General features: G+C 59.7%; 27 protein-coding genes. 11 read left to right on the top strand and 16 right to left on the bottom strand.

Translation table 11 applies throughout. The annotated features are described in order from the left end of the window. Positions 1-57: 57 nt before the first annotated feature. From E5K03_RS09935 to proC, 3 genes are read right to left on the bottom strand one after another with little or no spacing between them, the layout of a single operon-like run. Entirely contained in the window at positions 58-1,410 is a 1,353-nt protein-coding gene (locus tag E5K03_RS09935; RefSeq protein ID WP_138006696.1) for a glutamate-5-semialdehyde dehydrogenase, read from the bottom strand. Continuing rightward, on the bottom strand, positions 1,403-2,236 hold the full coding sequence (gene proB / locus E5K03_RS09940; RefSeq protein ID WP_138006697.1) for a glutamate 5-kinase: 834 nt from the start codon (positions 2,234-2,236) through the stop codon (positions 1,403-1,405). Before proB ends, E5K03_RS09935 begins: the two co-directional genes overlap by 8 nt. Further along, positions 2,229-3,011 (bottom strand): pyrroline-5-carboxylate reductase, encoded by a 783-nt coding sequence (gene proC / locus E5K03_RS09945; protein WP_138006698.1) that lies wholly within the window; start codon positions 3,009-3,011, stop codon positions 2,229-2,231. The genes proB and proC overlap by 8 nt, the downstream gene beginning before the upstream one ends. Before the next feature lie 98 nt (positions 3,012-3,109). Between proC and E5K03_RS09950 the strand changes: the two genes are divergently transcribed. Then, on the top strand, positions 3,110-3,673 hold the full coding sequence (locus E5K03_RS09950) for an acyltransferase (RefSeq protein WP_138006699.1): 564 nt from the start codon (positions 3,110-3,112) through the stop codon (positions 3,671-3,673). A 32-nt stretch (positions 3,674-3,705) separates the two neighbouring features. On the opposite strand, the gene E5K03_RS09955 is transcribed toward E5K03_RS09950, so the two are convergent. The 5 genes from E5K03_RS09955 to pyrB form a co-directional block, all read right to left on the bottom strand. Beyond that, the gene (locus E5K03_RS09955; RefSeq protein ID WP_138006700.1) at positions 3,706-4,500 is read right to left on the bottom strand and encodes a mechanosensitive ion channel domain-containing protein; all 795 of its coding nucleotides are present in this window, start codon (positions 4,498-4,500) and stop codon (positions 3,706-3,708) included. Positions 4,501-4,502: 2 nt separating this feature from the next. Further along, positions 4,503-5,309 (bottom strand): diadenylate cyclase DacZ, encoded by an 807-nt coding sequence (gene dacZ / locus E5K03_RS09960; protein WP_138006701.1) that lies wholly within the window; start codon positions 5,307-5,309, stop codon positions 4,503-4,505. A gap of 64 nt (positions 5,310-5,373) precedes the next feature. Continuing rightward, on the bottom strand, positions 5,374-6,234 hold the full coding sequence (locus tag E5K03_RS09965; protein ID WP_138006702.1) for a hypothetical protein: 861 nt from the start codon (positions 6,232-6,234) through the stop codon (positions 5,374-5,376). A gap of 351 nt (positions 6,235-6,585) precedes the next feature. After that, complete coding sequence (gene pyrI / locus E5K03_RS09970; RefSeq protein ID WP_138006703.1) at positions 6,586-7,047, bottom strand: aspartate carbamoyltransferase regulatory subunit; 462 nt, start codon at positions 7,045-7,047, stop codon at positions 6,586-6,588. Beyond that, positions 7,044-7,961 (bottom strand): aspartate carbamoyltransferase, encoded by a 918-nt coding sequence (pyrB, locus tag E5K03_RS09975; RefSeq protein ID WP_138006788.1) that lies wholly within the window; start codon positions 7,959-7,961, stop codon positions 7,044-7,046. Before pyrB ends, pyrI begins: the two co-directional genes overlap by 4 nt. Before the next feature lie 187 nt (positions 7,962-8,148). Between pyrB and E5K03_RS09980 the strand changes: the two genes are divergently transcribed. Next, positions 8,149-8,466, top strand: a complete 318-nt coding sequence (locus E5K03_RS09980) for an ASCH domain-containing protein (protein WP_138006704.1) — start codon at positions 8,149-8,151, stop codon at positions 8,464-8,466. Positions 8,467-8,490: 24 nt separating this feature from the next. Here E5K03_RS09980 and E5K03_RS09985 read toward each other — a convergent pair whose 3' ends face one another. Further along, entirely contained in the window at positions 8,491-8,817 is a 327-nt protein-coding gene (locus tag E5K03_RS09985; protein ID WP_138006705.1) for a 2Fe-2S iron-sulfur cluster-binding protein, read from the bottom strand. A gap of 142 nt (positions 8,818-8,959) precedes the next feature. On the opposite strand from E5K03_RS09985, the gene mvaD reads away from it, so the two are divergent. Next, on the top strand, positions 8,960-9,931 hold the full coding sequence (mvaD, locus tag E5K03_RS09990; RefSeq protein WP_138006789.1) for a phosphomevalonate decarboxylase MvaD: 972 nt from the start codon (positions 8,960-8,962) through the stop codon (positions 9,929-9,931). An 18-nt stretch (positions 9,932-9,949) separates the two neighbouring features. On the opposite strand, the gene E5K03_RS17225 is transcribed toward mvaD, so the two are convergent. Both E5K03_RS17225 and E5K03_RS09995 read right to left on the bottom strand, forming a co-directional pair. Then, positions 9,950-10,117: a hypothetical protein gene (locus E5K03_RS17225; RefSeq protein WP_171006666.1), complete on the bottom strand. Its 168-nt coding sequence runs from the start codon at positions 10,115-10,117 to the stop codon at positions 9,950-9,952. A 198-nt stretch (positions 10,118-10,315) separates the two neighbouring features. Continuing rightward, positions 10,316-11,413 (bottom strand): glycosyltransferase family 4 protein, encoded by a 1,098-nt coding sequence (locus E5K03_RS09995; protein ID WP_138006706.1) that lies wholly within the window; start codon positions 11,411-11,413, stop codon positions 10,316-10,318. Positions 11,414-11,524: 111 nt separating this feature from the next. Between E5K03_RS09995 and E5K03_RS10000 the strand changes: the two genes are divergently transcribed. Beyond that, positions 11,525-12,238, top strand: coding sequence for a CDP-alcohol phosphatidyltransferase family protein (locus E5K03_RS10000; RefSeq protein ID WP_138006707.1), 714 nt, complete (start codon positions 11,525-11,527; stop codon positions 12,236-12,238). Between the two features lie 26 nt (positions 12,239-12,264). On the opposite strand, the gene E5K03_RS10005 is transcribed toward E5K03_RS10000, so the two are convergent. Both E5K03_RS10005 and E5K03_RS10010 read right to left on the bottom strand, forming a co-directional pair. Further along, entirely contained in the window at positions 12,265-12,636 is a 372-nt protein-coding gene (locus E5K03_RS10005; RefSeq protein WP_138006708.1) for a hypothetical protein, read from the bottom strand. 78 nt (positions 12,637-12,714) lie between these two features. Beyond that, positions 12,715-13,470: an FkbM family methyltransferase gene (locus tag E5K03_RS10010; protein WP_138006709.1), complete on the bottom strand. Its 756-nt coding sequence runs from the start codon at positions 13,468-13,470 to the stop codon at positions 12,715-12,717. A gap of 136 nt (positions 13,471-13,606) precedes the next feature. On the opposite strand from E5K03_RS10010, the gene E5K03_RS10015 reads away from it, so the two are divergent. Both E5K03_RS10015 and E5K03_RS10020 read left to right on the top strand, forming a co-directional pair. Continuing rightward, on the top strand, positions 13,607-14,134 hold the full coding sequence (locus tag E5K03_RS10015) for a hypothetical protein (RefSeq protein WP_138006710.1): 528 nt from the start codon (positions 13,607-13,609) through the stop codon (positions 14,132-14,134). A 32-nt stretch (positions 14,135-14,166) separates the two neighbouring features. Next, positions 14,167-14,724 carry a class I SAM-dependent methyltransferase gene (locus E5K03_RS10020; protein WP_138006711.1) on the top strand — a complete coding sequence of 186 codons (558 nt, stop codon included), beginning with the start codon at positions 14,167-14,169 and terminating at the stop codon, positions 14,722-14,724. Positions 14,725-14,780: 56 nt separating this feature from the next. On the opposite strand, the gene E5K03_RS10025 is transcribed toward E5K03_RS10020, so the two are convergent. Together E5K03_RS10025 and E5K03_RS10030 are read right to left on the bottom strand one after the other, a co-directional pair. Next, positions 14,781-15,209, bottom strand: a complete 429-nt coding sequence (locus tag E5K03_RS10025; RefSeq protein WP_138006712.1) for a universal stress protein — start codon at positions 15,207-15,209, stop codon at positions 14,781-14,783. A 234-nt stretch (positions 15,210-15,443) separates the two neighbouring features. After that, positions 15,444-15,842, bottom strand: coding sequence for a CBS domain-containing protein (locus E5K03_RS10030; RefSeq protein WP_240729999.1), 399 nt, complete (start codon positions 15,840-15,842; stop codon positions 15,444-15,446). 126 nt (positions 15,843-15,968) lie between these two features. On the opposite strand from E5K03_RS10030, the gene E5K03_RS10035 reads away from it, so the two are divergent. The 5 genes from E5K03_RS10035 to E5K03_RS10055 all read left to right on the top strand — a co-directional run bounded on the left by E5K03_RS10035 (position 15,969) and on the right by E5K03_RS10055 (position 19,718). After that, entirely contained in the window at positions 15,969-16,382 is a 414-nt protein-coding gene (locus E5K03_RS10035) for a hypothetical protein (RefSeq protein WP_138006713.1), read from the top strand. A 31-nt stretch (positions 16,383-16,413) separates the two neighbouring features. After that, on the top strand, positions 16,414-17,442 hold the full coding sequence (locus tag E5K03_RS10040) for an AIR synthase family protein (protein WP_240730000.1): 1,029 nt from the start codon (positions 16,414-16,416) through the stop codon (positions 17,440-17,442). Positions 17,443-17,527: 85 nt separating this feature from the next. After that, on the top strand, positions 17,528-17,776 hold the full coding sequence (locus E5K03_RS10045; protein ID WP_138006714.1) for a hypothetical protein: 249 nt from the start codon (positions 17,528-17,530) through the stop codon (positions 17,774-17,776). A 163-nt stretch (positions 17,777-17,939) separates the two neighbouring features. After that, positions 17,940-18,911, top strand: a complete 972-nt coding sequence (locus tag E5K03_RS10050) for a phosphoadenosine phosphosulfate reductase family protein (protein WP_138006715.1) — start codon at positions 17,940-17,942, stop codon at positions 18,909-18,911. Positions 18,912-18,992: 81 nt separating this feature from the next. Further along, positions 18,993-19,718 (top strand): diphthine--ammonia ligase, encoded by a 726-nt coding sequence (locus E5K03_RS10055; protein ID WP_138006716.1) that lies wholly within the window; start codon positions 18,993-18,995, stop codon positions 19,716-19,718. A 24-nt stretch (positions 19,719-19,742) separates the two neighbouring features. On the opposite strand, the gene E5K03_RS10060 is transcribed toward E5K03_RS10055, so the two are convergent. Next, positions 19,743-20,708 (bottom strand): sugar phosphate nucleotidyltransferase, encoded by a 966-nt coding sequence (locus E5K03_RS10060; RefSeq protein WP_138006717.1) that lies wholly within the window; start codon positions 20,706-20,708, stop codon positions 19,743-19,745. Between the last annotated feature and the right edge of the window lies 1 nt (position 20,709).

A 20,709-nucleotide genomic window follows, 5' to 3' on the forward strand; every position in this document is an offset into this window, starting at 1 on the left:
CCGAAACGTCCAAACGAGTGGAACCGTCCGAGCGGTAGCCAGTAGTACGAACGGCCGTTACTCGCCGTCTGAGAGCGATCCCGGCGACCACACTCCGTCGAAGTCTTCGTGACGATACGGCTTCGCGTCCTCGCCGGCGTAGGTGCCGACCTGCTGGCCCGATCCTTCGAGGTAGTACTGGTACGTCGTCAATCCTTCAAGACCGACTGGGCCGCGTGCGTGGATCTTCCCCGTGGAGATGCCGACCTCTGCGCCAAGGCCGTAGCGGTAGCCGTCTGCAAACCGCGTCGAGGCGTTATGGAAGACGCTCGCCGAATCGAGACTCCGCATGAACCGCGCGGCCCGATCGCCGTCATCAGTCACGATCGCATCGGTATGTTTCGACCCATAGCGTGCCACATGGTCGATCGCGTCACTTAGTGAATCAACAACCCGAATCGAGACAATCAAATCGCCGTACTCAGTCGACCAATCCGCCTCAGTCGCCGTTTCCACGTCGACGATCTCTCCGACGCGATCGTCGCCGCGGACTTCGACGCCCGCTTCGGCGTACTCGCTGGCGATTTTCGGGAGAAACGACTCCGCGGCCGACTCGTGGACGAGGACGGTTTCGACCGCGTTACACACCGCCGGGTACTGCACCTTCGCGTCGTAGGCGATGTTCGTTGCCATCTCGATGTCCGCTTCCGAGTCAACGTACACGTGACAAACGCCTTCGGTGTGGCCCAACACAGGGATCGAAGTGTTGTCCTGGATGTACTGGACGAACTCGCTGCTCCCGCGAGGCATGAGCAGATCGATCGCGTCGTCCATCTCAAGGATCGCCGCGACGTCCGCCCGCGCTTCGATTTGTTCGGCCCACCCCGTTGGGAGACCTGGGACAGCCTCGACGATCGTCTCGTAGAGGATTCGATTCGACTCGGCGGCCTCGCTACCGCCTTTGAGGATGACCGCGTTGCCGGATTTCAACGCCAGCGCCGCGATCTGGACGAGTGCGTCCGGACGAGACTCGAAGATCGCCCCGACGACGCCGATCGGGACGCTCACCTTGTACAGTTCGAGACCAGTGTCGAGCCGGCGGGCCTCGATCGTCTCTCCGAGCGGGTCATCCTGGCCGGCCACAGAACGGACCATCGCAGTGATACTCGCGATCTTCGACTCGGAGAGTTTCAGGCGATCGACGAGCGCTTGGGTGTACTCACCCGCCGCAAGCAGTTCCTCTGCGGCCTCGACGTCTCGTTCGTTGGCCGCGAGGATCGCCTCAGTGTTGTCGTCGATCGCGTCGGCGATCGCGTGGAGCGCGTCGGATCGCTCCTCGTCAGAAAGCTGTGCGAGCTCGCGAGCCGCTCTCTCAGCGTCTGTGACCTTCGATTCAGCCGATCGGTCTCTCTGTGTGGCGTGTTCATTCATCTGTGTCACCGTTTGTCGGAATAAAAACGGTCCCAACGCTTGATCCTTCCGCGATCTGTTTGAGGACGTTTGGTTCAGTCGACTCAGCGATGATCGAGACGATGCCGTGTTCGGCGACCCGGCGAGAGCCGCCAACCTTCGTCTGGATGCCGCCGAACTGCTCGGTCGCGCTTTCGTCGACCATCGCCTGCACGTCGCCGTAGTTCGTTCCGACGACGTCGATCAGCTCCGCATCGGGGTCGTGTTTCGGATTCGCCGTATACACGCCACCGACATCGGTGAGCAACACGAGCGCGTCTGCGCCGATTCCGATCGCGACCGACGAAGAGAGCATGTCGTTGTCGCCGATCCGAATTTCCTTTGTCGAGACTGCGTCGTTTTCGTTGATGATCGGGACGATTCCCCATTCGAGTAGCGTCTCGATCGTGTTCGTGAAGTTCGCAAAGCGATCTGGGTCGTTCAGGTCTGTCTGGGTGAGAAGAATCTGGGCGATCTTGTGGTCGTAGCGCTCGAAGCTCTCGGTGTAGCGCTGCATCAAAAGCGATTGGCCGACCGTCGATAGCGCTTGAGACTCTTCGATTTTTGCGTCGCCGTAGCCGACTCGGCCCTTCCCAGCGCCGACGGCGCCTGAAGAGACAAGCACGACCTCCTTGCCGGCCTCAAGCAGGTCCATCACGTCGTCAACGAGTTTGTTCAGCTTCTCGTCGTCGAGTTTTGAGTTCTCTGTTGTCAGCGAGTTCGTTCCCGCTTTGACGACGACGCGATCGGCCGACGCGGCCTGCTGTCTGGCTCTTTCACCTGCGGTTTTGTCGAGTACCTCACTCATTCGCTGCCTCCGCCTCCGAGGCGAGTTCGCGCGATCGGCGTTCAGCGGCCTGGACCGCTTCTGTCACCGCCGCGGCGGCGTCACTCTCTCGGAGTATTTTCATTCCCTCGATTGTCGTCCCGCCCGGCGTACAGACCGCGTCAATGAGCGAATCGAGGTCCTCATCGGAGTCGAGGACGATCTTTGCCGCTCCTTTGAACGTTTGGGCGGCGAGCACGCGCGCGTCTTCGGGGGCAAGCCCGCTCTCGATGCCGGCTTCCTGCATGGCCTGGATGAGATAGAAGACAAATGCCGGGCCGCTGCCGTTGACCGCCGTCGTGACGTCCATCTTGGACTCTTCGACTTCGACGACGACGCCAACCTCCTCTAATAGCGCGATAACCTCCGCGGGAATGTCGTCACCAGTCATCGCAGTGGCCATATTCCTGGAGGCTGCGGCAACGTTCGGCATGATCCGCACGACATTCGCGTCGGTGTGCTTTTTCAATTCCTCGGTTGTCACACCCGCCGCTGTCGAGACGAGCGTCTGCTCAGGTGAGAGATCGAGATCGGCGAGCACCATCGTGATAATATCTGGTTTCAACGCGGCGAAGACGATCGGTGAATCGGTTGCCTCCGGCGCATCCGTCGTCGTTTCGCTCGCGTACTCCGCGATGGCCGCGATCGCATCCGGATCGATGTCGCTCGCGATGATGTGATGTTCGCCCGATTTCGATAATCCCTTCACGAGGGCGCTGCCCATGTGGCCGCACCCAATGACGCTAACGGTACTCATAGTACTCTTTTTTCGTCATCCCGGGGACAAAGCGCCTGTGGTTTGGACTGTGGGGACGGAGGTTTACGCTTTTGTTCACCCGAGCCAATCGTACGATCGTGACCGATCAGGGCTCCACAGACGGCGCAGACAGAGATCCGACAGACAACGGAGAGCGCAGCCGATCAGCAGCCCGTCGCCATGACCGTCTCGAGCGCATCGACACACCTGGTCGACACAACTCGCTTTGGTCGTGGCCGCGTGCCAAATCACCACTTCGGGTCGTGGTGAACTACATTGCGATCGTCCTCGCGCGGATCTCTCCGAGCCTCCGACTCAAAAGCTGGCTTCTGCGCTCGATCGGCGTGGACGTCGGCACCGGCGTGTCGTGGGGCCTTGAATCGACGCCAGACGTGTTCTGGCCCGAACGAATTACCGTCGGCGATCACGCGATCATCGGCTACGATGCAACAATTTTGTGTCACGAGTTTCTCCAGGAAGAATACCGACTGGGCGACGTCGAGATCGGCGAGCGGGCGATGATTGGCGCGGGTGCGATTGTCCTTCCCGGGGTCCAGATCGGCGCAGGCGCACAGGTTGCCGCGAACTCTCTCGTCACAGAGGACGTGCCACCGGGCGAAACTGTCGCGGGTGTGCCTGCGGCACCGATCGATCGTGAGTAGCGAGCCTAGCAGTCTGTGTCGGTTTCCGGTGGTTACTCGCGAATCCTGACAATCCCGTTTTTGAACACACTCCGGTTTGGGATGATGTGTTCTTCGCCGTCAGTCTCGATCCGGGTAACGAACAGATCGACCTCCTGGACGATCCCGCGTTGTCCCGCGACCCTGACTTCATCGCCGATCCCGTACGGTTGGTTCAAAAGCAGGTAGACCCCCGCCGCACACGAGGCAAAAAGGTCGTGCGTCGCGATCGCCGTGAAGACAACAAGTGCGACCAGGTATGCGCCCAACAGGACAATGAGCGCGAGTGTCGCAACGCCGACCTGCCCGAGTGCGATCAACGTCGCAATGAAGAGGATGCTGTACTTTACAAGCGCAGGGATGACGCCGATTTCAGGCAGTTTGATCCCGCGGAGCCGTTCGGCAACAAACAACTCGGCTTTGTCTGCAACGACGACGCCGATCAATATGATCGCCACCGCAACGAACAGTTGTGGCAAAAACACCGCGACCCCGCTCCAGAACAGATCGGCATATCCAAGCTCTGCGACAGTTAACGCAACAAGAAGCGAAAGAAGTAATACAAAATAGCCGGTGAGTTTTGCGACGATCCGAACTGTCGACGTCCCGAACTCTCGGGCGGTCCGTTCGATCGCCGTCCCCTCGAGTGACTCGGGAACGCCGGCTCGTTCGAGAATTCGGCGGTTGATTGCGGCGACAAGATAGCTCAGCACGAATCCGATAATGACGATCAACACCGAAAGCCACACTCGTGGCGGAATCCCCGCGAACACCCGGCGAATGGCGGTTAGAACCGTCTCTACAGCCATCGTTAGTACTCCTCCGGATCAATTTCGAGAATGATCGTCCCGCCTTTGAACGCGCGAATCAGCCCGTCAGATTCTGAGAGGACGATCGCGGTCGCGTTCGTATCGCGGCTGATCGCACCGCCGGCCATGTGTCGCGTGCCGAGTCCCTTGGGGATGTCGACACCCTCGGCGCTCGGTTCGAGATAGCGGTATGCCGAGACAATCTTTCCGGAATCGGAGATCACAAACGCCCCGTCGAGCCGAGAGAACTCCTTTAACATCACGTTGACGATCGGATCGCCAACGTGTACGTGGCTCTTCTCGAATGGATTGTAGCTCAGCGCACGAGACTTGTTCATCACCTTCCCCGCATCCCCGACGACGAACAACGCGCCGACGGGTTTGCCCTTCTGTCCTTTCTTACCGAGTTCGATCGCCACATCAAAGACATCCCGAATTACGCTCGGATCTGCCCGCGAGTTCGTAAAGAGATCGTAAATGCCCGATCGCATCGACTCGCTGACACGGACCCGACTCACCGAGTCGTTTTCGTCGTCGAAGATCGAGGTAACACAGACGGCGATGTTACCCTCTTCAAGAATCCCGTCGTCCATTGCGCCTTCGATTCCGAACCGAACCCGATCGCGGACGTTCGCGAACGAAAGCGGCAACTCGACGAACTGCTCGGCGTCAACAGTGTTCTCTTCTGCAACCACCACGAGGTTGTCTACGTCCGCAAACCGATCGTAAAACCCTCGACTCGGCGAAAAGAGGACGATCGCGTCAGGGTTGGCAACAAACTCCGACAAGACATCCGAAAGCGACGACATTGTCACTATGTTTTATCAGCGTCGCTAAAGGGTTTGTGGGCTGGATCGACCCGCCAATCGGCGGTCACTCCGGTCTGTGGGTCTTGCCCTCACGATCGTCCGCCCGCTTTCGACGGATCGCCGCAGCCGCCTGACTCGCATCGTACCCAAAGAACACGTCCGAACAATACGCCTCAGCGACCTCCGTGGCGTGTATGAGATTGTCGACGTCGACGTCGACCGCGTACAGTTCGATGGAAAACGGCGTCTCCGGTTCTGCTCCCGCCAACGAGTAGTCGCCGCCGAGCGCCGATCGGAACCCACGAGCGATCGTCTCGAGCCAGTAGGTGGTCCCGTAATCAAGGTCATACAGTGGGACGACGAACTCGTCGACGTACTCCGAAAGCGCCGGCAGATCAAGTCCGGCCCGCTCGTAGAGATGCCCTGGGTAGGGGTCAGGATAGAGGGTAAGATACGTCTTGCCGGGAATCCGATCGGCTGCCGCGGCGACGAAGTCCGTGATTACCGCTGCGCGCCACGCCTCCCAAGAATCGTGCTCACTTGCGTCGAATCGCTCTTGGCAGCGGTCACAGCGACAGTAGCCCTCTCGCGGAAATCCAACGTCGTCAAGACGGACATCCGAATTCACTGCTGCACAATCAGCGATAATCTCTAACAGCCCCTCGCGGTAGGCGTCGTGGGTTGGACAGATGTAGGCCCAATCGAAGTAGGTCTGATCGCGAGTTGCCGGGATGCCGTCCGTATCGACCGGCACAAGATCGGGATTCTCGTTCGCTGCCGCGTTGTCCCCGAAACACGAGACCATGTTGACCGCGTTCTCGATCGGCTCGGCCGGCCGGCCGGTGACGTCTTTGACCTCATAGAAGCCCCGATCGAAATCAGGCCACTCGACCTCCGGGACGTTGCGCGTGACGATGCCGTACATGTGGTGGTGTTACGCCCGACTCTGTGTAAGTGATTCGTTCGGGACACTCGGGGCATTCTTGTCGTTCCTGTTTGAATCCGTCTCGGTCGCGGTGAGCGACCGAAAAATTTGTTGCGGTTCGTCGGACCGGTTCGATTGTTCGGGTGCTCCTCGTGTATTCGTTTCCTACTCGTCGAGATCGACTTCGACTGGCTCGGTGTCGCCCGAAAAGACGACGTACACGAGTGCGATCACGGCGATGACGAGGACGAGTTTTAGTTTCGTAGACATAATATACTGTATACCGTCTGGGATCAAAACTCTTCGGTGTAGACGGAATCTTCGATTGCTCTGTATTGGTGAGTTCCTCAATCACTCCGTGTCGATGTGCTCAGCGATCGAATCGCGGATGATCGTTCCACAATATGCACAGCGAACGCCGTCTGGGACGATCGAGAACTTCGTCTCGACGGGCTCGCCGCCGTTCGTGATGCAGTTGTGATTTGGACACGACAGAATTCCAGTGACTGTTTCGGGCTGGTCAACCCGCGTCTTTTTTGTCACCTCGTAGTCGCGGATGATGTTGATCGTCGCCTCAGGAGCGATGAGCGAGAGGACATCGACCTCTGATTGGCTCAGTTCTCTGTCTTCGACCTTCACAACGTCTTTTTTTCCGAGTTGAGCGCTCGGAACGTTCATGACGATCGAGACGCCCAATCCTTCGGAGCCGTCGATCCCGAGAATCGAGAGAACGTTCAGTGCCTGTCCGCCGGAGACGTGGTCGATCACAGTACCGTTTCTGATCTTTGAGACGCGGAGTTCTCTATCGCTCATTGGGGAACACCTCCGAGGAGTTCGTCGAGAAGCGCCATACGAACCGGAATACCGTTGTGGGCCTGTTCGAAGTACTGTGCTTGTTCGAGCGTGTCGACATCGGGGGCGATCTCATCAACCCGCGGCAGTGGGTGCATCACCGCGAGATCACTCTTCCCGTCTTCGAGCGTCTTGGCGTCGATCCGGTACTCACCGGCGACTGCGCGGTACTCGGACTCGTCGGGGAATCGCTCGCGTTGGATTCGCGTAACGTAGAGCACGTCTAGTTCAGGGAGGACCGAATCCAACTCGGTATGTTCTCTGAGCTGTGCGCCCGACTCGTGGAGATCGAACCGAACGCTTCGCGGCAGTCGGAGGCTCTCTGGGCTGATGAAGTGCTGGCGAACGTCGAAGTTCGTCAGCGCGTTCGCCAGCGAGTGGACCGTCCGCCCGTACTTCAGATCGCCCATGATCCCGATCGAGAGGTCGTCCAATCCAGTATGCTCGCGGATGGTGTACAGATCCAAAAGCGTCTGGCTCGGGTGTTGACCAGCACCGTCGCCGGCGTTGATAACGGGCACGTCGACGAACTCGCTGGCCAGCTGTGCTGCGCCCTCGCTCGGGTGTCTGAGGACGATCGCGTCGGCGTATCCTTCGACCACGCGCATGGTGTCTGCGAGGCTTTCGCCCTTTTTGACCGACGAGGACTCGACCCCGCCCATGTCCGTCGTCGTGCCGCCGAGGCGTTTCATCGCCGTGTCGAAGCTCATCTTCGTTCGTGTGCTGGGCTCGAAAAAACACAGCGCGAGAACGGCAGTCTCGTATTTTTCAGCCCACGCGCTCGGATCGGCGTCGATCTCGGCGGCTCGATCGAGCACCGCCTCGATGTCCGCCCGCGAAAGCTGAGTCGCCGTGATGAGGTGCTCTTTTCGCATCATCTCAACAGGGTTCATCAGCCGTATTCAATCTGCGGGTCTGGCCACGGAATTCGGCCACCACGGGCGTGGATATCCTGACTCTGGCAATTACGAAATTCGTAACAGCAACCGATCACATTCCAATTGATCGCCTTGTCGATCGGTCCGGCGATCCATACTTGTACATCCGAGGCGTACCACCGGCATGGCTGAGATAGATGCGGACGTCCTCTTGCCAAACGATCGCGTCAAAGACGCCGTTGTGAACGGACAGATGACCCAGCTGACCCGGGGGAACCCCTACGCTGCGGAGGGGGACAGGTTCACGATCGACAGCACGACGTTCGAAGTCACAGATGTGACAGAGCTGACGCTCGGTGAGATGACAGATGCGGACGCGCAGGCGGAGGGATCGCCGTCACTCGAGGCGTACAAAGAACGAATGGTTCGCGTCCACGGCGGCAACTTCGAGTGGGATAACGACGCCGAGGTGGTTCGGCACCGCTTCGAGCCGTCTGAGTGAGCACGCGAGTCGGACCGATCCGTCTCAGTCGTCGGCCGCAGCCTGCGAATCGCCGGCGGTTTCATCTTCAATACTCGGCGGATAGACGCCGCGTTCGATCGTTAGATCAGACTGCGGGCGCGCCATGCACGTCAGCGCGTAGTGCTCTTTTTCTTCGTCGGTGAATCCTCGTGCGGCGGGTTGGGTCACCGACCCTTCGATGATCTTCGCGCTGCAGGCCAGACACATGCCGACCCGACAGGAGTACTCCTGGGCGATCCCCGCTTCAATACAGGCGTTGAGGATCGTCTGTTTGTCGGACACCTCGATCGTCTCGCCGGTCCCGACGAACTCGACGGTATACTCGGTCATACCCGCCGTTCGCGTACCGCGGTCAAATGTCTTTATGTCGTGGGTCCTCGATCGGGACAGCGTGTCCGATCGCCACCGCGGTCACTCGGTTCGTCGATCCGGAACGACTAACCTCCGGGCCAACCCCAAAAGCCGTATGAGCATGAAAGCGACCGCGCGAGCCCACCCGATCCAGGGGCTCGTCAAGTACCACGGGATGCGCGATCCCGAACTTCGGCTGCCGTACCACGATTCGATCAGCGTCTGCACCGCCCCGACGAACACGACCACGACGGTCGAGTGGCAACCTGACGCGAGTGAAGACTTGCTAAAAATCGACGGCGAAGTTGTCGATGGGCGCGCGGCCGAGCGGATCGAACTCGTTGTCGATTACGTCCGCGAACTCGCGGGGTTCGATCACGCAGTCCGTTTCGAGAGCGAGAACTCCTTCCCGTCGAACATCGGCTTCGGCTCCTCTTCATCGGGCTTTGCAGCCGCCGCACTCGCACTCGTCGAGGCCGCCGGCCTTGAGATGACCCATCCCGCGATATCGACGGTCGCCCGGCGTGGCTCATCGTCGGCCGCACGCGCCGTAACCGGCGGATTCTCACACCTCTATGCAGGCATGAACGACGAGGACTGTCGATCATACAGACTGGAATCCGATCTCGAAGACGAGTTGCGAATCGTCGCCGCCCATGTGCCCGCCTACAAAGAAACTGAGGAAGCCCACAAAGAGGCCGCCGAAAGCCACATGTTCAGCGCGCGGATGGCCCACATCCCGACACAGATCGCCGACATGCGCGACGCGCTCCGGCGTGCAGACTTTATTGATGCGTTCAAACTCGCCGAACACGACTCGCTGTCGCTAACCGCGGCGACGATGACCGGCCCGTCTGGGTGGGTCTACTGGCAGCCGGAGACGATCGCCGTGTTCAACGCAGTTCGGGAGCTCCGCGAGGAAGGTGTCGAAGTGTACTTTTCGACGGACACGGGAGCGAGTGTCTACGTCAACACGCGCGAGGAACACGTCGAGACGGTTCGATCGCGGATCGACGCGATCGGGATCGAAACCGACGTGTGGGAGGTCGGCGGGCCGGCCCACACGCTCGACGCTAGCGAGGCGCTGTTCTAATCTCGATTGCGATTGCACTCACTCCGAGTTGTGGACGACCGTTCCGAACGGCGGATCGTCGGTACCCGTTGCGATCGCCCCCACAAAATCTGGCCCCGACCGCACCCAAAGGCGAGAGGTAGCTCTGTCGCTCCCCTCAATCACGACGATCGCACTGTCAACCCCGCTCGACACCAGCGGGCGCATGGTTCAAATGATCCGGGACCGTCGGTTTCGCTATGGGCGACCCTGCGTGTCACCGTTCGATTTGTCCGAACTGCGACGCTCAGGCGACGATTATCGACGAGCGCTGTCCCGAGTGTGACGAACCGTTAGCTATCGAGTGATCGATCGCACTTTGAGGCAGTCTGCCCCACTTTCAGGCCTATTGATCGGTCGCACAGATTATGTCGACGACTCAGATATTTCGGCGATGAAACCGCGAAGTCGCCGCATCGTCTCCTCGAATGACGGGTGAGCATCGTATCGATCGATCGCCCGCGTTGCGTACGCCCGGAGTCGATCGCGATCTGACGCAAGCGATGCGATCGCGTCGGCCAGCGCCGCCGAGTCCTCACTCGGAACGATGATTCCACCATCGCCGATAACTGCAGCTGGCGCGCCCGCATCGGTTGCGATCGGCACCGTTCCAAAGCCCATGGCTTCGAGGTAGACGATCCCGAACGACTCGTACCGAGACGGCACCGCGAGCACGTCGGCGTCTGCAAGCGCTGTAGCCACCGCGTCGTCCGATACCGCTCCAGTAAACGTCACGTCGTGATTGCGTTGACGGGCCCGTTGGCGCATCTGTTGGGCGAATTTTGGCTCGGCACTCTCTCGCCCGACGATCGTTACCGTGACGGTCGTCGGATCCAGCCTCGCGATCGCCTCGAGCAATACGTCGTGTCCTTTCCGGTGGCAGACGGTCCCGAGCGCGAGGACTGATAGCGGCTCATCGGCCTCTTGTGTGCTGTCTCTATTTGAGACTGCGCGGTGACGACATGGATGGTCGTCAAAGCGATCGCCCGCCGGCGGCGCGACGATCGACCGCTCAGTTCCGATGGCAGCCGCCTCGTGTTTTGTCGTCTCGCTGTTGTAGATCACCCCGTCAACGTCGGCGAGAAACTGCGCTTCGATCGACGGCGCGATCGCGCCCCGAACCGCACCCGAGATGTCAGATCGACTTTGGGCGGGGACGGTCACTTCGAGGAGGTGACAGAGCGCGACAGTCGGCGTCGAGAGGAGTCGAATCGACGCAACGACTGAGGGATGGACAATGCCATCGATGATGAGGACGTCAGCGTCGCTTGCGATCGCGCGTAGCTTTCGATGGAACGTCGGGCGAATCGCATCCAGGAGGTGGTCGGCGTAGCCGCGGTGTGGGGTCGTGTACACGCGGATGCTGTCGCCGTTCGAGCGGAGCCAACGGACCAGCCGTCGATCGTAGAGATACCCGCCGGTCGGCGCGTCGAAGTCGCCAGCCACGAGCAGCGCGATCCGCATCGATCGCTGGTACGGTCGCGATCGGCTTGTACTCCGCGGTCAATCCGATTCTGTGTCGATCACCTCCGGGTGTAGTACCCCTTTTGAGCGTCCAAGCCCTCCACGTACCTAATGAGCCGTCAGCCGTTCGGCGTGCTGTTCGGGACGATCGTCGCGACAGGTGTGGGCGTCGGATCGGTCGGACTCGTACGCGTTCCGCCAGCGCTTGATCAGTATGCGCTCGCGGTGACGATCGTCCTCGTCGCACTCGGTGGGGTGTACTACCGAACGGTTCGCGGTGTTCGTCAGCAGTATCCAAGCGAACCGATCACGCCGGCGTCGTGGATCACCATCACCCGTGGTGCAATGATTCCCGCACTGGGTGGATTCATTCTCGTCCCCGCCGCGACAGGCTGGCTTCCGGGATTGCTATTCGCGCTTGCGGCTGGATTGGACGCTGTCGACGGGATCGTCGCCCGGCGAACGGGGACCGTTACCGAACTTGGTGGCGCGTTGGATGGCGCGACTGATGGGCTCGTCGTACTCGTTGGCGCAGCAGTCGCAGTGGCAATCGAGGCTGCGCCGCCAGCGTTCCTCCTCGCAGGGATCGCACTGTATCTCTTTGACGCGGGTCGGTGGTATCGCCGCCGCCGGGGACTGCCAGTCTACGAGCTACCGCCCAGCCAGCGGCGGCGAGCCGTCGGTGCGGGCACAATGCTCGTGATCTTCATCGCGCTGTCGCCGATCGTGTCCGATCCGACCTCGCGAACGCTTGCGTGGATCACCCTGGGCCCACTCTGTGGCAGCTTCCTGTGGGATTGGCTGGCCGTCGTCGGACGGCGCTGAAAAGTCGACGCGCCCGTCAGGTTCACTTATTCTGTTCGCAACAGTGCCACGAGCACGGCAATGAGCGCAATCTGTGCGAACTTGTCGATCGCTTCGACGGGGCCGATCGTCGCGATCGCGCCCGGATTCGAGACAAACTCTGGATGCGTCAGCGCGATCCAGAGGACAATCTGTCCCAGCGTAAACGGAATGCCAAGCAGGTACGTTTCTCGCCGATACTGGTTGGTTGCGATTGCGACGATTCCCGCGGCGAACCCACCAGTTGCGACCAGAAACGAGAACCCCATCCAGTGAGGCAAAAAGCTAACCCCAAGGACGAGGTGCACGATCCCACTTATCCCTGCGAGTGCCATTGCCGCATAGTGCATCCCAGTCAGCGCGTCAGTGTCGATATCCATGGATACTATGACCTATGATACCACGGTACTTTATCTGTGGGTCGGAATATAGCTGGTCTTAGCTCTGGTCGTAGCCCGCTACGGCACGCATATCCAGTACTCTCCGCGATCGACGACGTCGTAGCTGTGTGACTGTAAAATTTTTCGACACTCGGCGGTTGTCGATGCGGCTAATCCGTCTTCGTGAATCTCTAAAAAGATGATTGGGCGGACGCTTTCCAGCGTTTGGGTTGCGCCCCGAAGCACAGCCGCGCCAGCCCCTTCGACATCTATCTTGACAATATCTGGTGGTGTGGTCTCCTCGGCGATCGTGTCGAGTCGATCGATTCGAACCTCACAAATCTCGCGGACGTGGGCCTCCCAGCGTTCGGCGCTTTCGCGATCGAACGCAGACAGTTCAGTGTAGCTCGAAACGTAAAACGGGATCACGTCTGCGGTGTCGCCCAGTCCGTGTGCGCGGACATCGATGCGGTCCTCGAAGCCGTTGACCGCGACGTTTGCCTGCAGTTGCGTCGCCACCGGCGGCGCGGGCTCGAAGGCGAGAATTCGACGGCCAGTTCCGCCTGCAGCCAGCGACAACGAGTAGGTCCCAACGTTCGCCCCGACGTCATAGACGACGCTGTCGGAGCCACACCTGGACTCGATCGCCGCGAGCATCTCGTCGGTGCCGTGGCGGTTGTATAGATCGTAGCTCCTGATCGATCCGCCCGGCGTCTGTTTCGTCGGTGCAAGCCACTGATGAGTGTAGTTCGCGTGAACCACGCGATAATACCCACCCAGCACGAGTCGTCGTCCGAGCCATCGAAGCCGCGCTGGGAGCGTCGGAGTATCCACGGTGTGACGCGTATTCGTTCCAGACGCATATGAAGATGTCCGGAGACGATCGCTCGCACCTCCCTTGCTGCATCCAGTTGAATGGTCGATATCCTGATAAGAGCGGGTGTTAAATATCATCGGACGTACCAACGGTATGGGCACTCGCCGTGCGATCGTGACGCCGCTTTTGTTCGTCTGGTCGGTACTCTGGATCGCATCAACGACACGCCAGTTATGGCGGCTGCGGGTGATCGGCGGTAAAACGGTTGCCAATCTCCCACACCGACTGACGCCGCATCACCTTCGGATCTGTCCGCCGCCAGCAGACGAGTACGCTGGAGTCTGGGCAGCATCGCCCGATGCGATCCGCAACCGGCTCATCGACGAGTACGGCTTTACACAACTTCTTCGGGCCTACGTCCACGCCGTCGACACGAACGAGGGTCGCGCCTACGAGGTCGCAAGCTGTGCATACCGCGCAGATGGAATGACGAGCAGCCATCAGCTACACGTTCGGTTGTTTCCGATCGGCAACGGGCGAACCGCGGTCTACGCCCACCGCGAGCGGAACCCGAACGTCTCGCCGATCGCCCACCTCAAACGCGACGGCTACGACCCAGCGTCAGGAGTCCAACAGTTTCGAGTACTGTTCGACACGCCGCCGGTCGAAGTCGAGTGCTGAACCGTTATTACGTTCGACCGAGTAGCTGCCGCATGGGATTTCACACGTTTGATGCCGGACAGGCCGATCGCCTCGAAGATCCCGGACGATACCGCTACTGCTCTCGAGATGAACTGATCGCAGCACTCGACGTCTCGGAGGCCGATCACGTGCTTGATCTCGGAAGCGGGACTGGATTTTACACAGACGACGTCGCTGCGGTTGCGGGGTCCGTCTCGGCGATCGACATCCAGGCGGCGATGCACGCAGCATACGCCGAAAAAGGTGTCCCGGAAAACGTCGACCGGCTCGAAGCGGGAACTGACGACATTCCGCTTGCTGACGACAGCGCAACGAGCGCACTCTCGACGATGACCTTCCACGAACTCCCGCTCGAAGGGACAATGGACGAGATTATCCGGGTGCTGTCTCCGGGAGGGCGTTTTGTCGTTGTCGACTGGTCGAAAAATGGCGAAGGTGTCGCGGGGCCACCGCTCGAGGAGCGCTACGACGCCGCGTCGGCCGCGGAGACGCTCTCGGCTGCCGGCTTCACGATCGAACGTGCGAGCGAGCGACCTGAGACGTATCTCATCGTTGGCGTGCTCGAGTGAACCACCACAGCCCGATCGTCTCCGATCGCCGCATTTTTTTAAATCGGTGACAGCCGCTACCTGACCACGGTCACCGGCGTGCTCGCGCGCCTGACAACCGTTTCGGCGACACTTCCGAGGAGAATCCGCGCCGCGCCGTCCCGTCCCCGACTGCCCATCACGACGTGATCGACGTCGTTTTCCTCGGCAAATCGAACGATCGTCGTCGCCGGTCGACCGATCTCTGTCACCGTCTCGACGGAGATGTCGGAGTCAGTCGATTCGATCACCGACTCGAGATCCTCGAACAATCCCGCTGCCCGTTCCTGTTGACTTTCGAGAAGTTGTTCGGTATAGACGCCGCTGTCTGGGGTGTGACCGTAGATTGTTGACGGCGCGATGACGTGCAACAGCACGATCTGATCGGGGCTGAACGACTCACAGGCGTATTCGAGCGCTGCTTTGGACTCCTCGGAGCCGTCGACGGGCACCATAATAGTGTTCATACGTGACTATACGATGTCCCGAATGTAAGAGCTACCGGGTAGTCTTGCCGATTGGGAATATGGGTGACTGTTCCGATTGAAGAGGTTGATGCGATTGGGAATATGGGTGACTGTTCCGATTGAAGAGGTTGATGCGATTGGGAATATGGGTGGCCGTTCCGATTGAAGTGGTTAGTGCGATTGGGAATATGGGTGGCCGTTCCGATTGGATTGCCTTGGGTGGTCCCAAATTTGTTAGACGTTCGCGATTTGCGTGTCAGAGAGATACGCGGTTAGATCGGTCGTGGTGATGATACCGATCAACCCTTCAGACTCGTTCGTCACCGGAATGTGGTGAATCCCGTGTTCGATCATCTGTTCGGCGATCTCGTCGATCGGATCCTGTGCGGACGCGGTGATCACGTCAGTCGACATGTACGCCGACACCGGCGTGCGGTCCTTCGGCTTTCGTTCCGCGACGATCTGTACAAAGTCCGTCGTCGTGAGAATGCCCTCAGGATGATTCTCTTCGTTGACGACTACTACCGATCCGATATCGTTTTCGAGCATCGTGGCGGCCGCATCCTCGACCAGCGTGTCAGGGGTTACCGTTTTGACCGCCGTGGACATGATTCGAGCGACAAAGATATCCATATGATGGATGGTCGATCGCCGTCATGAAAAATTGGTATGGTTGCGGAAATTCGGCGTGTGCTCGGTACTACACCCCCCGCGCCATCGAGCGCGATGTTTTTACTCGTCTGTCTCGACTGTCAGGTTATGCAACACCGTGGCGCTGCGGCTGACCAGTCCGCCGACAGAGCCACGCTTGACGTGATCAACTTCTGGTGTATCGTTTCACTCTTGGTCGCCACGGTGGCAGTCGCCTCTGTCGTCGGGGGCGCGGTGTTCATCGGTGAGTTCGACGAGGAGTTCGACGAGACCGAGTACACCGACGAAACCGATGTCGGTGTCTCGATCGTCCCGGACTCTGCGGAGGAGGTGACGGTCACGTGGACCGACGCTGGCGACGCACGCCATCTCGAAATACAGACCCCAGACGGTCGCAATCTGGGCCGGTTGAATTTCATGGGTGACGAAACGACGGTGGAAAACACTGAGTTCATTATCACTGCCGTCTACGAAGACGAGGATCGACAGGACGCGATCGTCGAACGACACCAACCGTCGTAGCTGACCGGAGGATACATTTTCGAGACCGACAATGCTTGAGGCGATGCCGCTTGGTAAGATCTCAGCGTCGTTTTTTGATCGACAGATCGCTCCGAAACTCGGCGCAGCCCGCGCGGACGTGACGATCGGCCCGAAACACGGCGTCGACTTCGGCGTCCTCGACGTCGACGGGACGGCGCTCGTAACCGCAACAGACCCAATTTCGATTCTCCCCGACCTCGGCTTTAAGCGCGCAGGTCGGTTCGCGCTGCACATCGTTCTTTCAGACGTCGCTGTCTCGGGGATTGCGCCCTCGCATCTGACGATCGCATTCTCGCTGCCGACTGAGATTACAGACGAGGAGTTCGCGGCAGTCTGGGACGCGATCGACGCGGAGTGTCGTGACCTCGGGATCAGCGTCTGCACGGGCCACACCGCCCGCTACCCCGGGGCATCGTTCCCCTGGGTCGGCGCGGCCACGGCGATCGCCGTCGGTGAACACGACGAGATTATCCGTCCCGACGGAGCGAGAGCCGGCGACGATCTCATCGTCACAAAAGGGCCAGCGATCGAGGCGACGGGGCTCTTTGCGACGCTGTTCTCCGAAGCGCTGGACCTCTCGTGCTTGGCTCAACAGGCCGCCGAAGCACGACTGTCGGATACCCAGACAGTTCGTGACTGTGCGGCGATCGCTGCGGAACCGGGAGTCACCGCCATGCACGATGCCACGGAGGGCGGACTGCTCGGCGCGCTTCACGAAGTTGCCGAAAGCGCCGAGGTCGGGCTGGCGGTCGATCGCAACTCGGTTCCGATCGCCCCTGGTGTCGAAGCAGTCTGTTCAGCACTCGAAATCGATCCATGGACGGCAACGAGTTCGGGCACGCTGATCGTCACCGCGTCTCCAGACGCAAGCGCGGCCGTCGTCGATCGACTCACGGCCCGAGGGACCACTGCGGCGATCGTCGGCGAGGTGACCGCTGAATCGGGCGTTCAAATCGATGGCACGCAGACGGATCCACCAGAGAGCGATTCCTCGTGGGCAGTCTATGAGTCGCTCTCCGAATCGGCCCCGAGCGAGTAGTAGTCTCTGTTCAGGAGCACGTACTCTACCGCATTTTTCCATGGACATCGTGGCTTTTTGTAACCTGCCCTCGTAGCAATCGAATATGAGCGATCTCACGACAGCGATTCAGCAGGCGTTCGAATACACCGACTACGACGTTGCGGACGTGAGCCAGAATCGCCAGAGCGTTCGAATCGCGATCAGACAAGAAGGTCATGAACCCGCAGCCCTGCGCGCGATCGTCGAAGAGGCGATCGGGGCTGACGGATTTTTTGGGTTCAATGTCACGACAGAACGCATCGATGGACAGGAGACGGTTGGAACTGTTGTCACGTTTCAGCGTCGCGGATAGTCGTTGATTGACACGCTATTATAACTTTGGCGGATTAATCTGTGTTCAGTTTTGATCCGTATCCGGTACTCATCGCTGCAACAGTTGCCGACAATAGCGTGTACCGACAAGAACGAGCAATCTTGAAAGAGTCTTTACGTTATCACGTCCTATTGGAGGGCGAATGACGACACCGCTTGCATCTGCGCCGAATGTAGAGTATACCGATGGCGAGGATGAATCACCAGCCGACTATCCGTCGATCGAGCACAAAATCGAGAAGGCGATCGAAGTCACGAAAATCGGCCTCGAAGAGTACGACAACCCCGCGGTCATGTGGACCGGCGGAAAGGACTCGACGCTCACGCTGTATTTCATCAAAGAGGTCGCAGAACAGCACGATCTCGAGGTGCCTCCCGCGGTCTTTATTGATCACTATCAGCACTTCGAGGAGATCAAGGATTTCGTCCGCCACTGGGCCGACGAATGGGATATCGAGGTCATCTGGGCGAGAAACGAGGATATTGGCGCGTACGTCGACGAACACAACCTCGAACCGGGCGATGACATCCCGATTTCGGCACTATCCGAACACAACCAACACCACGTCCACAACATTCTCGAATACGAAGAGGAAACATTCCCATTCCTCTTGGACACGTACGTGGGCAACCATCTGCTGAAGACCGTCGCGCTCAACGACGCCCTCGAAACCTACGACATCGACGGAGTCATTTCTGGGGTCCGCTGGGACGAACAGGAGGCTCGCGCCGACGAGACGTTCTTTTCGCCGCGACACGACCCGGAGATCTATCCGCCACACGATCGCATCCAACCCATTCTCCAGTTCGACGAAAAATCGGTCTGGGAGGCGTTCTGGCACTTCGTCGTTCCCGATACCGTCCCTGGCTACCCCGAAGAAGGGTACGTGCCGCAGGCCTTCGACGACCTTCCAGAGGGAATCGACCAATCGGACATTCCGGTGTCGCCGAAGTACTTCGAGGGGTTCCGATCGCTCGGCAGCGAGATTTCGACCGAAAAGAGCGACCAAGAGCCTGCGTGGCTCCAGGATATGGAAAACACGACCGAGCGCGCTGGCCGCGCCCAGGACAAAGAGGACCTGATGGAGCGCCTGCGCGATCTTGGCTACATGTAGGCCCTCGGCAACACGAACTGCGCGGTACCGCCCACTAACCGGACCAACGCTGTTTTATCGTCCCGAACGGCTACCTACCGCATGAACGACGAGTGGGTGAGCCTGTTCTCCGGCGGCAAAGATTCCTCGTGGGCGCTGTATCAGGCGCTCGAACACGGACTGAATGTCACCACGTTGGTAACGGTCCATCCGAGCGGCGATTCGTACATGTACCACGTGCCGGCGACCGATCTTACAAGCTTGGCCGCCGAAAGCATCGGCATCGACCTCCTTGAGATCGATCCTGGTGAACTTGACGCTGAGTCGACAATCGACGCCGGTGCACAGGGCGATCGCGAACTCGAACCGCTGGAAGCTGCGCTCGAAGAACTCGCAGCCGAACTCGATCTCGCGGGCGTCACCGCCGGCGCGATCGAAAGTGAGTTCCAGACAAGCCGGATCGAAGCGATGTGCGAGCGACTCGAGATAGAACTCTATGCGCCGCTTTGGCAGCGCGATCCGGAAGCGCTCGCCGCAGAGATGTTGGAGGCCGGGTTCGAGATCACGATCGTCCAGGTCGCCGCCTACGGACTCGATGAGTCGTGGCTCGGACGAACCCTCGACGCTGAGGCGATCGAAGAGCTGCAGGCGCTCAACGAGGAGTACGGCGTCCACATTCTCGGCGAAGGTGGTGAGTTCGAGACGATCGTGACCGATGGCCCACATATGCAGCGGGCGATCGAACTCGACTACGACGTCGAATGGGACGAACCCGGCGGCCGCGGACGGCTCCGAATCACCGACGCGAGGCTAGCCGAAAAGAAGTAAAACGGGCTGAGCTCTCCGAGTGTACTACTCGTCTTCGAGCTGTGTGTACTCGCCGACGAGTGAGTCTGTGAGATCGACACCGTCGACTGATGCCTCGATGTCGACGATCGAATTGCTGATCTCAGCGTCCGTGACGGCGGCGTTCGGGAAGATCACTGAGTTTTCGATCGTCGAACCGGTGACCGTTGCGCCGTCCATGATCTGGACATTTGAACCGAGTTCAGAATCTTCGACGGTTGCGCCGTCGTGAACGACGGCCTCCCCACCAGTCGCCCACTCGACCGCTTCGAGGTAGCTCTCAGCGGTGCCGATGTCGTACCACGCGTCGTCGAAGGTGAACGCCGAAACGGTGCCGCGGTCCTGGAGCCACTGGATGAACCAGCCGGGTTCGTCAGGATTCTCCCCGTCCGAGAGGTACGTCTCCAGGAGTTCGAGGGTATCTGCGGGGAACGCATAACAGGCGATCGACACCAGCGTGCTCTTTGGATCGTCTGGTTTTTCCTGGAAGCCGACGACCTGATCGCCGTCAAGCGTTACGAGGCCGTAGGACTTTGCCCGTTCTTTCGACCCCACGTCGTAGGCCGCAAGCGCGGTGTTGCCTTTGGATTCGAAGAAGTCGAGGAACTCCGCAATATCGAAGCCGATGAGGTTGTCGCCAGCGACGACGACCAGATCGTCTTCGACGCCCTCGCGATCGACGAGTTGGGCGAGCGCCCCGACGACGCCGAACTTCTCGTCTTCGTCGACGGTCTCTTCGACCGAAAGCGTCGGCTTCGAGAAGTCGCTGTCTTCGATGTAGGATTCGAACTCTCCGGCGAACCGTTCGTTCGTGCTCACGAACACCTCGTCGACTCGATCATCGGCTTCGAGATCCTCGAAGATACCGTCGATGACGGTTCGATCGCCGACCGGGAGGAACATCTTCGGCCGGTCTTTCGTGATCGGCCAGAGTCTCGTTGCGTATCCGCCGGCAAGAACAACTGCTTTCATA

Origin of the sequence: Halalkalirubrum salinum (assembly GCF_005543295.1) — an archaeon.
Taxonomy (GTDB): Archaea; Halobacteriota; Halobacteria; order Halobacteriales; family Haloferacaceae; genus Halalkalirubrum; species Halalkalirubrum salinum.

Bases quoted from the DNA above. Each gene is read 5' to 3' on its own strand.
- pyrI (WP_138006703.1), bottom strand. From the start codon at position 7,047: ATGAGCGATAGAGAACTCCGCGTCTCAAAGATCAGAAACGGTACTGTG.
- E5K03_RS17225 (WP_171006666.1), bottom strand. From the start codon at position 10,117: ATGCGCCCGCTGGTGTCGAGCGGGGTTGACAGTGCGATCGTCGTGATT.
- E5K03_RS10060 (WP_138006717.1), bottom strand. From the start codon at position 20,708: ATGAAAGCAGTTGTTCTTGCCGGCGGATACGCAACGAGACTCTGGCCG.
- E5K03_RS10015 (WP_138006710.1), top strand. From the start codon at position 13,607: ATGGGCACTCGCCGTGCGATCGTGACGCCGCTTTTGTTCGTCTGGTCG.
- E5K03_RS10035 (WP_138006713.1), top strand. From the start codon at position 15,969: ATGCAACACCGTGGCGCTGCGGCTGACCAGTCCGCCGACAGAGCCACG.
- E5K03_RS09955 (WP_138006700.1), bottom strand. From the start codon at position 4,500: ATGGCTGTAGAGACGGTTCTAACCGCCATTCGCCGGGTGTTCGCGGGG.
- mvaD (WP_138006789.1), top strand. From the start codon at position 8,960: ATGAAAGCGACCGCGCGAGCCCACCCGATCCAGGGGCTCGTCAAGTAC.
- E5K03_RS09965 (WP_138006702.1), bottom strand. From the start codon at position 6,234: ATGTACGGCATCGTCACGCGCAACGTCCCGGAGGTCGAGTGGCCTGAT.
- dacZ (WP_138006701.1), bottom strand. From the start codon at position 5,309: ATGTCGTCGCTTTCGGATGTCTTGTCGGAGTTTGTTGCCAACCCTGAC.
- E5K03_RS10045 (WP_138006714.1), top strand. From the start codon at position 17,528: ATGAGCGATCTCACGACAGCGATTCAGCAGGCGTTCGAATACACCGAC.
- proC (WP_138006698.1), bottom strand. From the start codon at position 3,011: ATGAGTACCGTTAGCGTCATTGGGTGCGGCCACATGGGCAGCGCCCTC.
- E5K03_RS10025 (WP_138006712.1), bottom strand. From the start codon at position 15,209: ATGAACACTATTATGGTGCCCGTCGACGGCTCCGAGGAGTCCAAAGCA.
- E5K03_RS09995 (WP_138006706.1), bottom strand. From the start codon at position 11,413: ATGCGGATCGCGCTGCTCGTGGCTGGCGACTTCGACGCGCCGACCGGC.
- E5K03_RS10030 (WP_240729999.1), bottom strand. From the start codon at position 15,842: ATGGATATCTTTGTCGCTCGAATCATGTCCACGGCGGTCAAAACGGTA.
- E5K03_RS10000 (WP_138006707.1), top strand. From the start codon at position 11,525: ATGAGCCGTCAGCCGTTCGGCGTGCTGTTCGGGACGATCGTCGCGACA.
- E5K03_RS10055 (WP_138006716.1), top strand. From the start codon at position 18,993: ATGAACGACGAGTGGGTGAGCCTGTTCTCCGGCGGCAAAGATTCCTCG.
- E5K03_RS10020 (WP_138006711.1), top strand. From the start codon at position 14,167: ATGGGATTTCACACGTTTGATGCCGGACAGGCCGATCGCCTCGAAGAT.
- pyrB (WP_138006788.1), bottom strand. From the start codon at position 7,961: ATGCGAAAAGAGCACCTCATCACGGCGACTCAGCTTTCGCGGGCGGAC.
- E5K03_RS10040 (WP_240730000.1), top strand. From the start codon at position 16,414: ATGCTTGAGGCGATGCCGCTTGGTAAGATCTCAGCGTCGTTTTTTGAT.
- E5K03_RS10005 (WP_138006708.1), bottom strand. From the start codon at position 12,636: ATGGATATCGACACTGACGCGCTGACTGGGATGCACTATGCGGCAATG.
- proB (WP_138006697.1), bottom strand. From the start codon at position 2,236: ATGAGTGAGGTACTCGACAAAACCGCAGGTGAAAGAGCCAGACAGCAG.
- E5K03_RS09980 (WP_138006704.1), top strand. From the start codon at position 8,149: ATGGCTGAGATAGATGCGGACGTCCTCTTGCCAAACGATCGCGTCAAA.
- E5K03_RS10050 (WP_138006715.1), top strand. From the start codon at position 17,940: ATGACGACACCGCTTGCATCTGCGCCGAATGTAGAGTATACCGATGGC.
- E5K03_RS09935 (WP_138006696.1), bottom strand. From the start codon at position 1,410: ATGAATGAACACGCCACACAGAGAGACCGATCGGCTGAATCGAAGGTC.
- E5K03_RS09985 (WP_138006705.1), bottom strand. From the start codon at position 8,817: ATGACCGAGTATACCGTCGAGTTCGTCGGGACCGGCGAGACGATCGAG.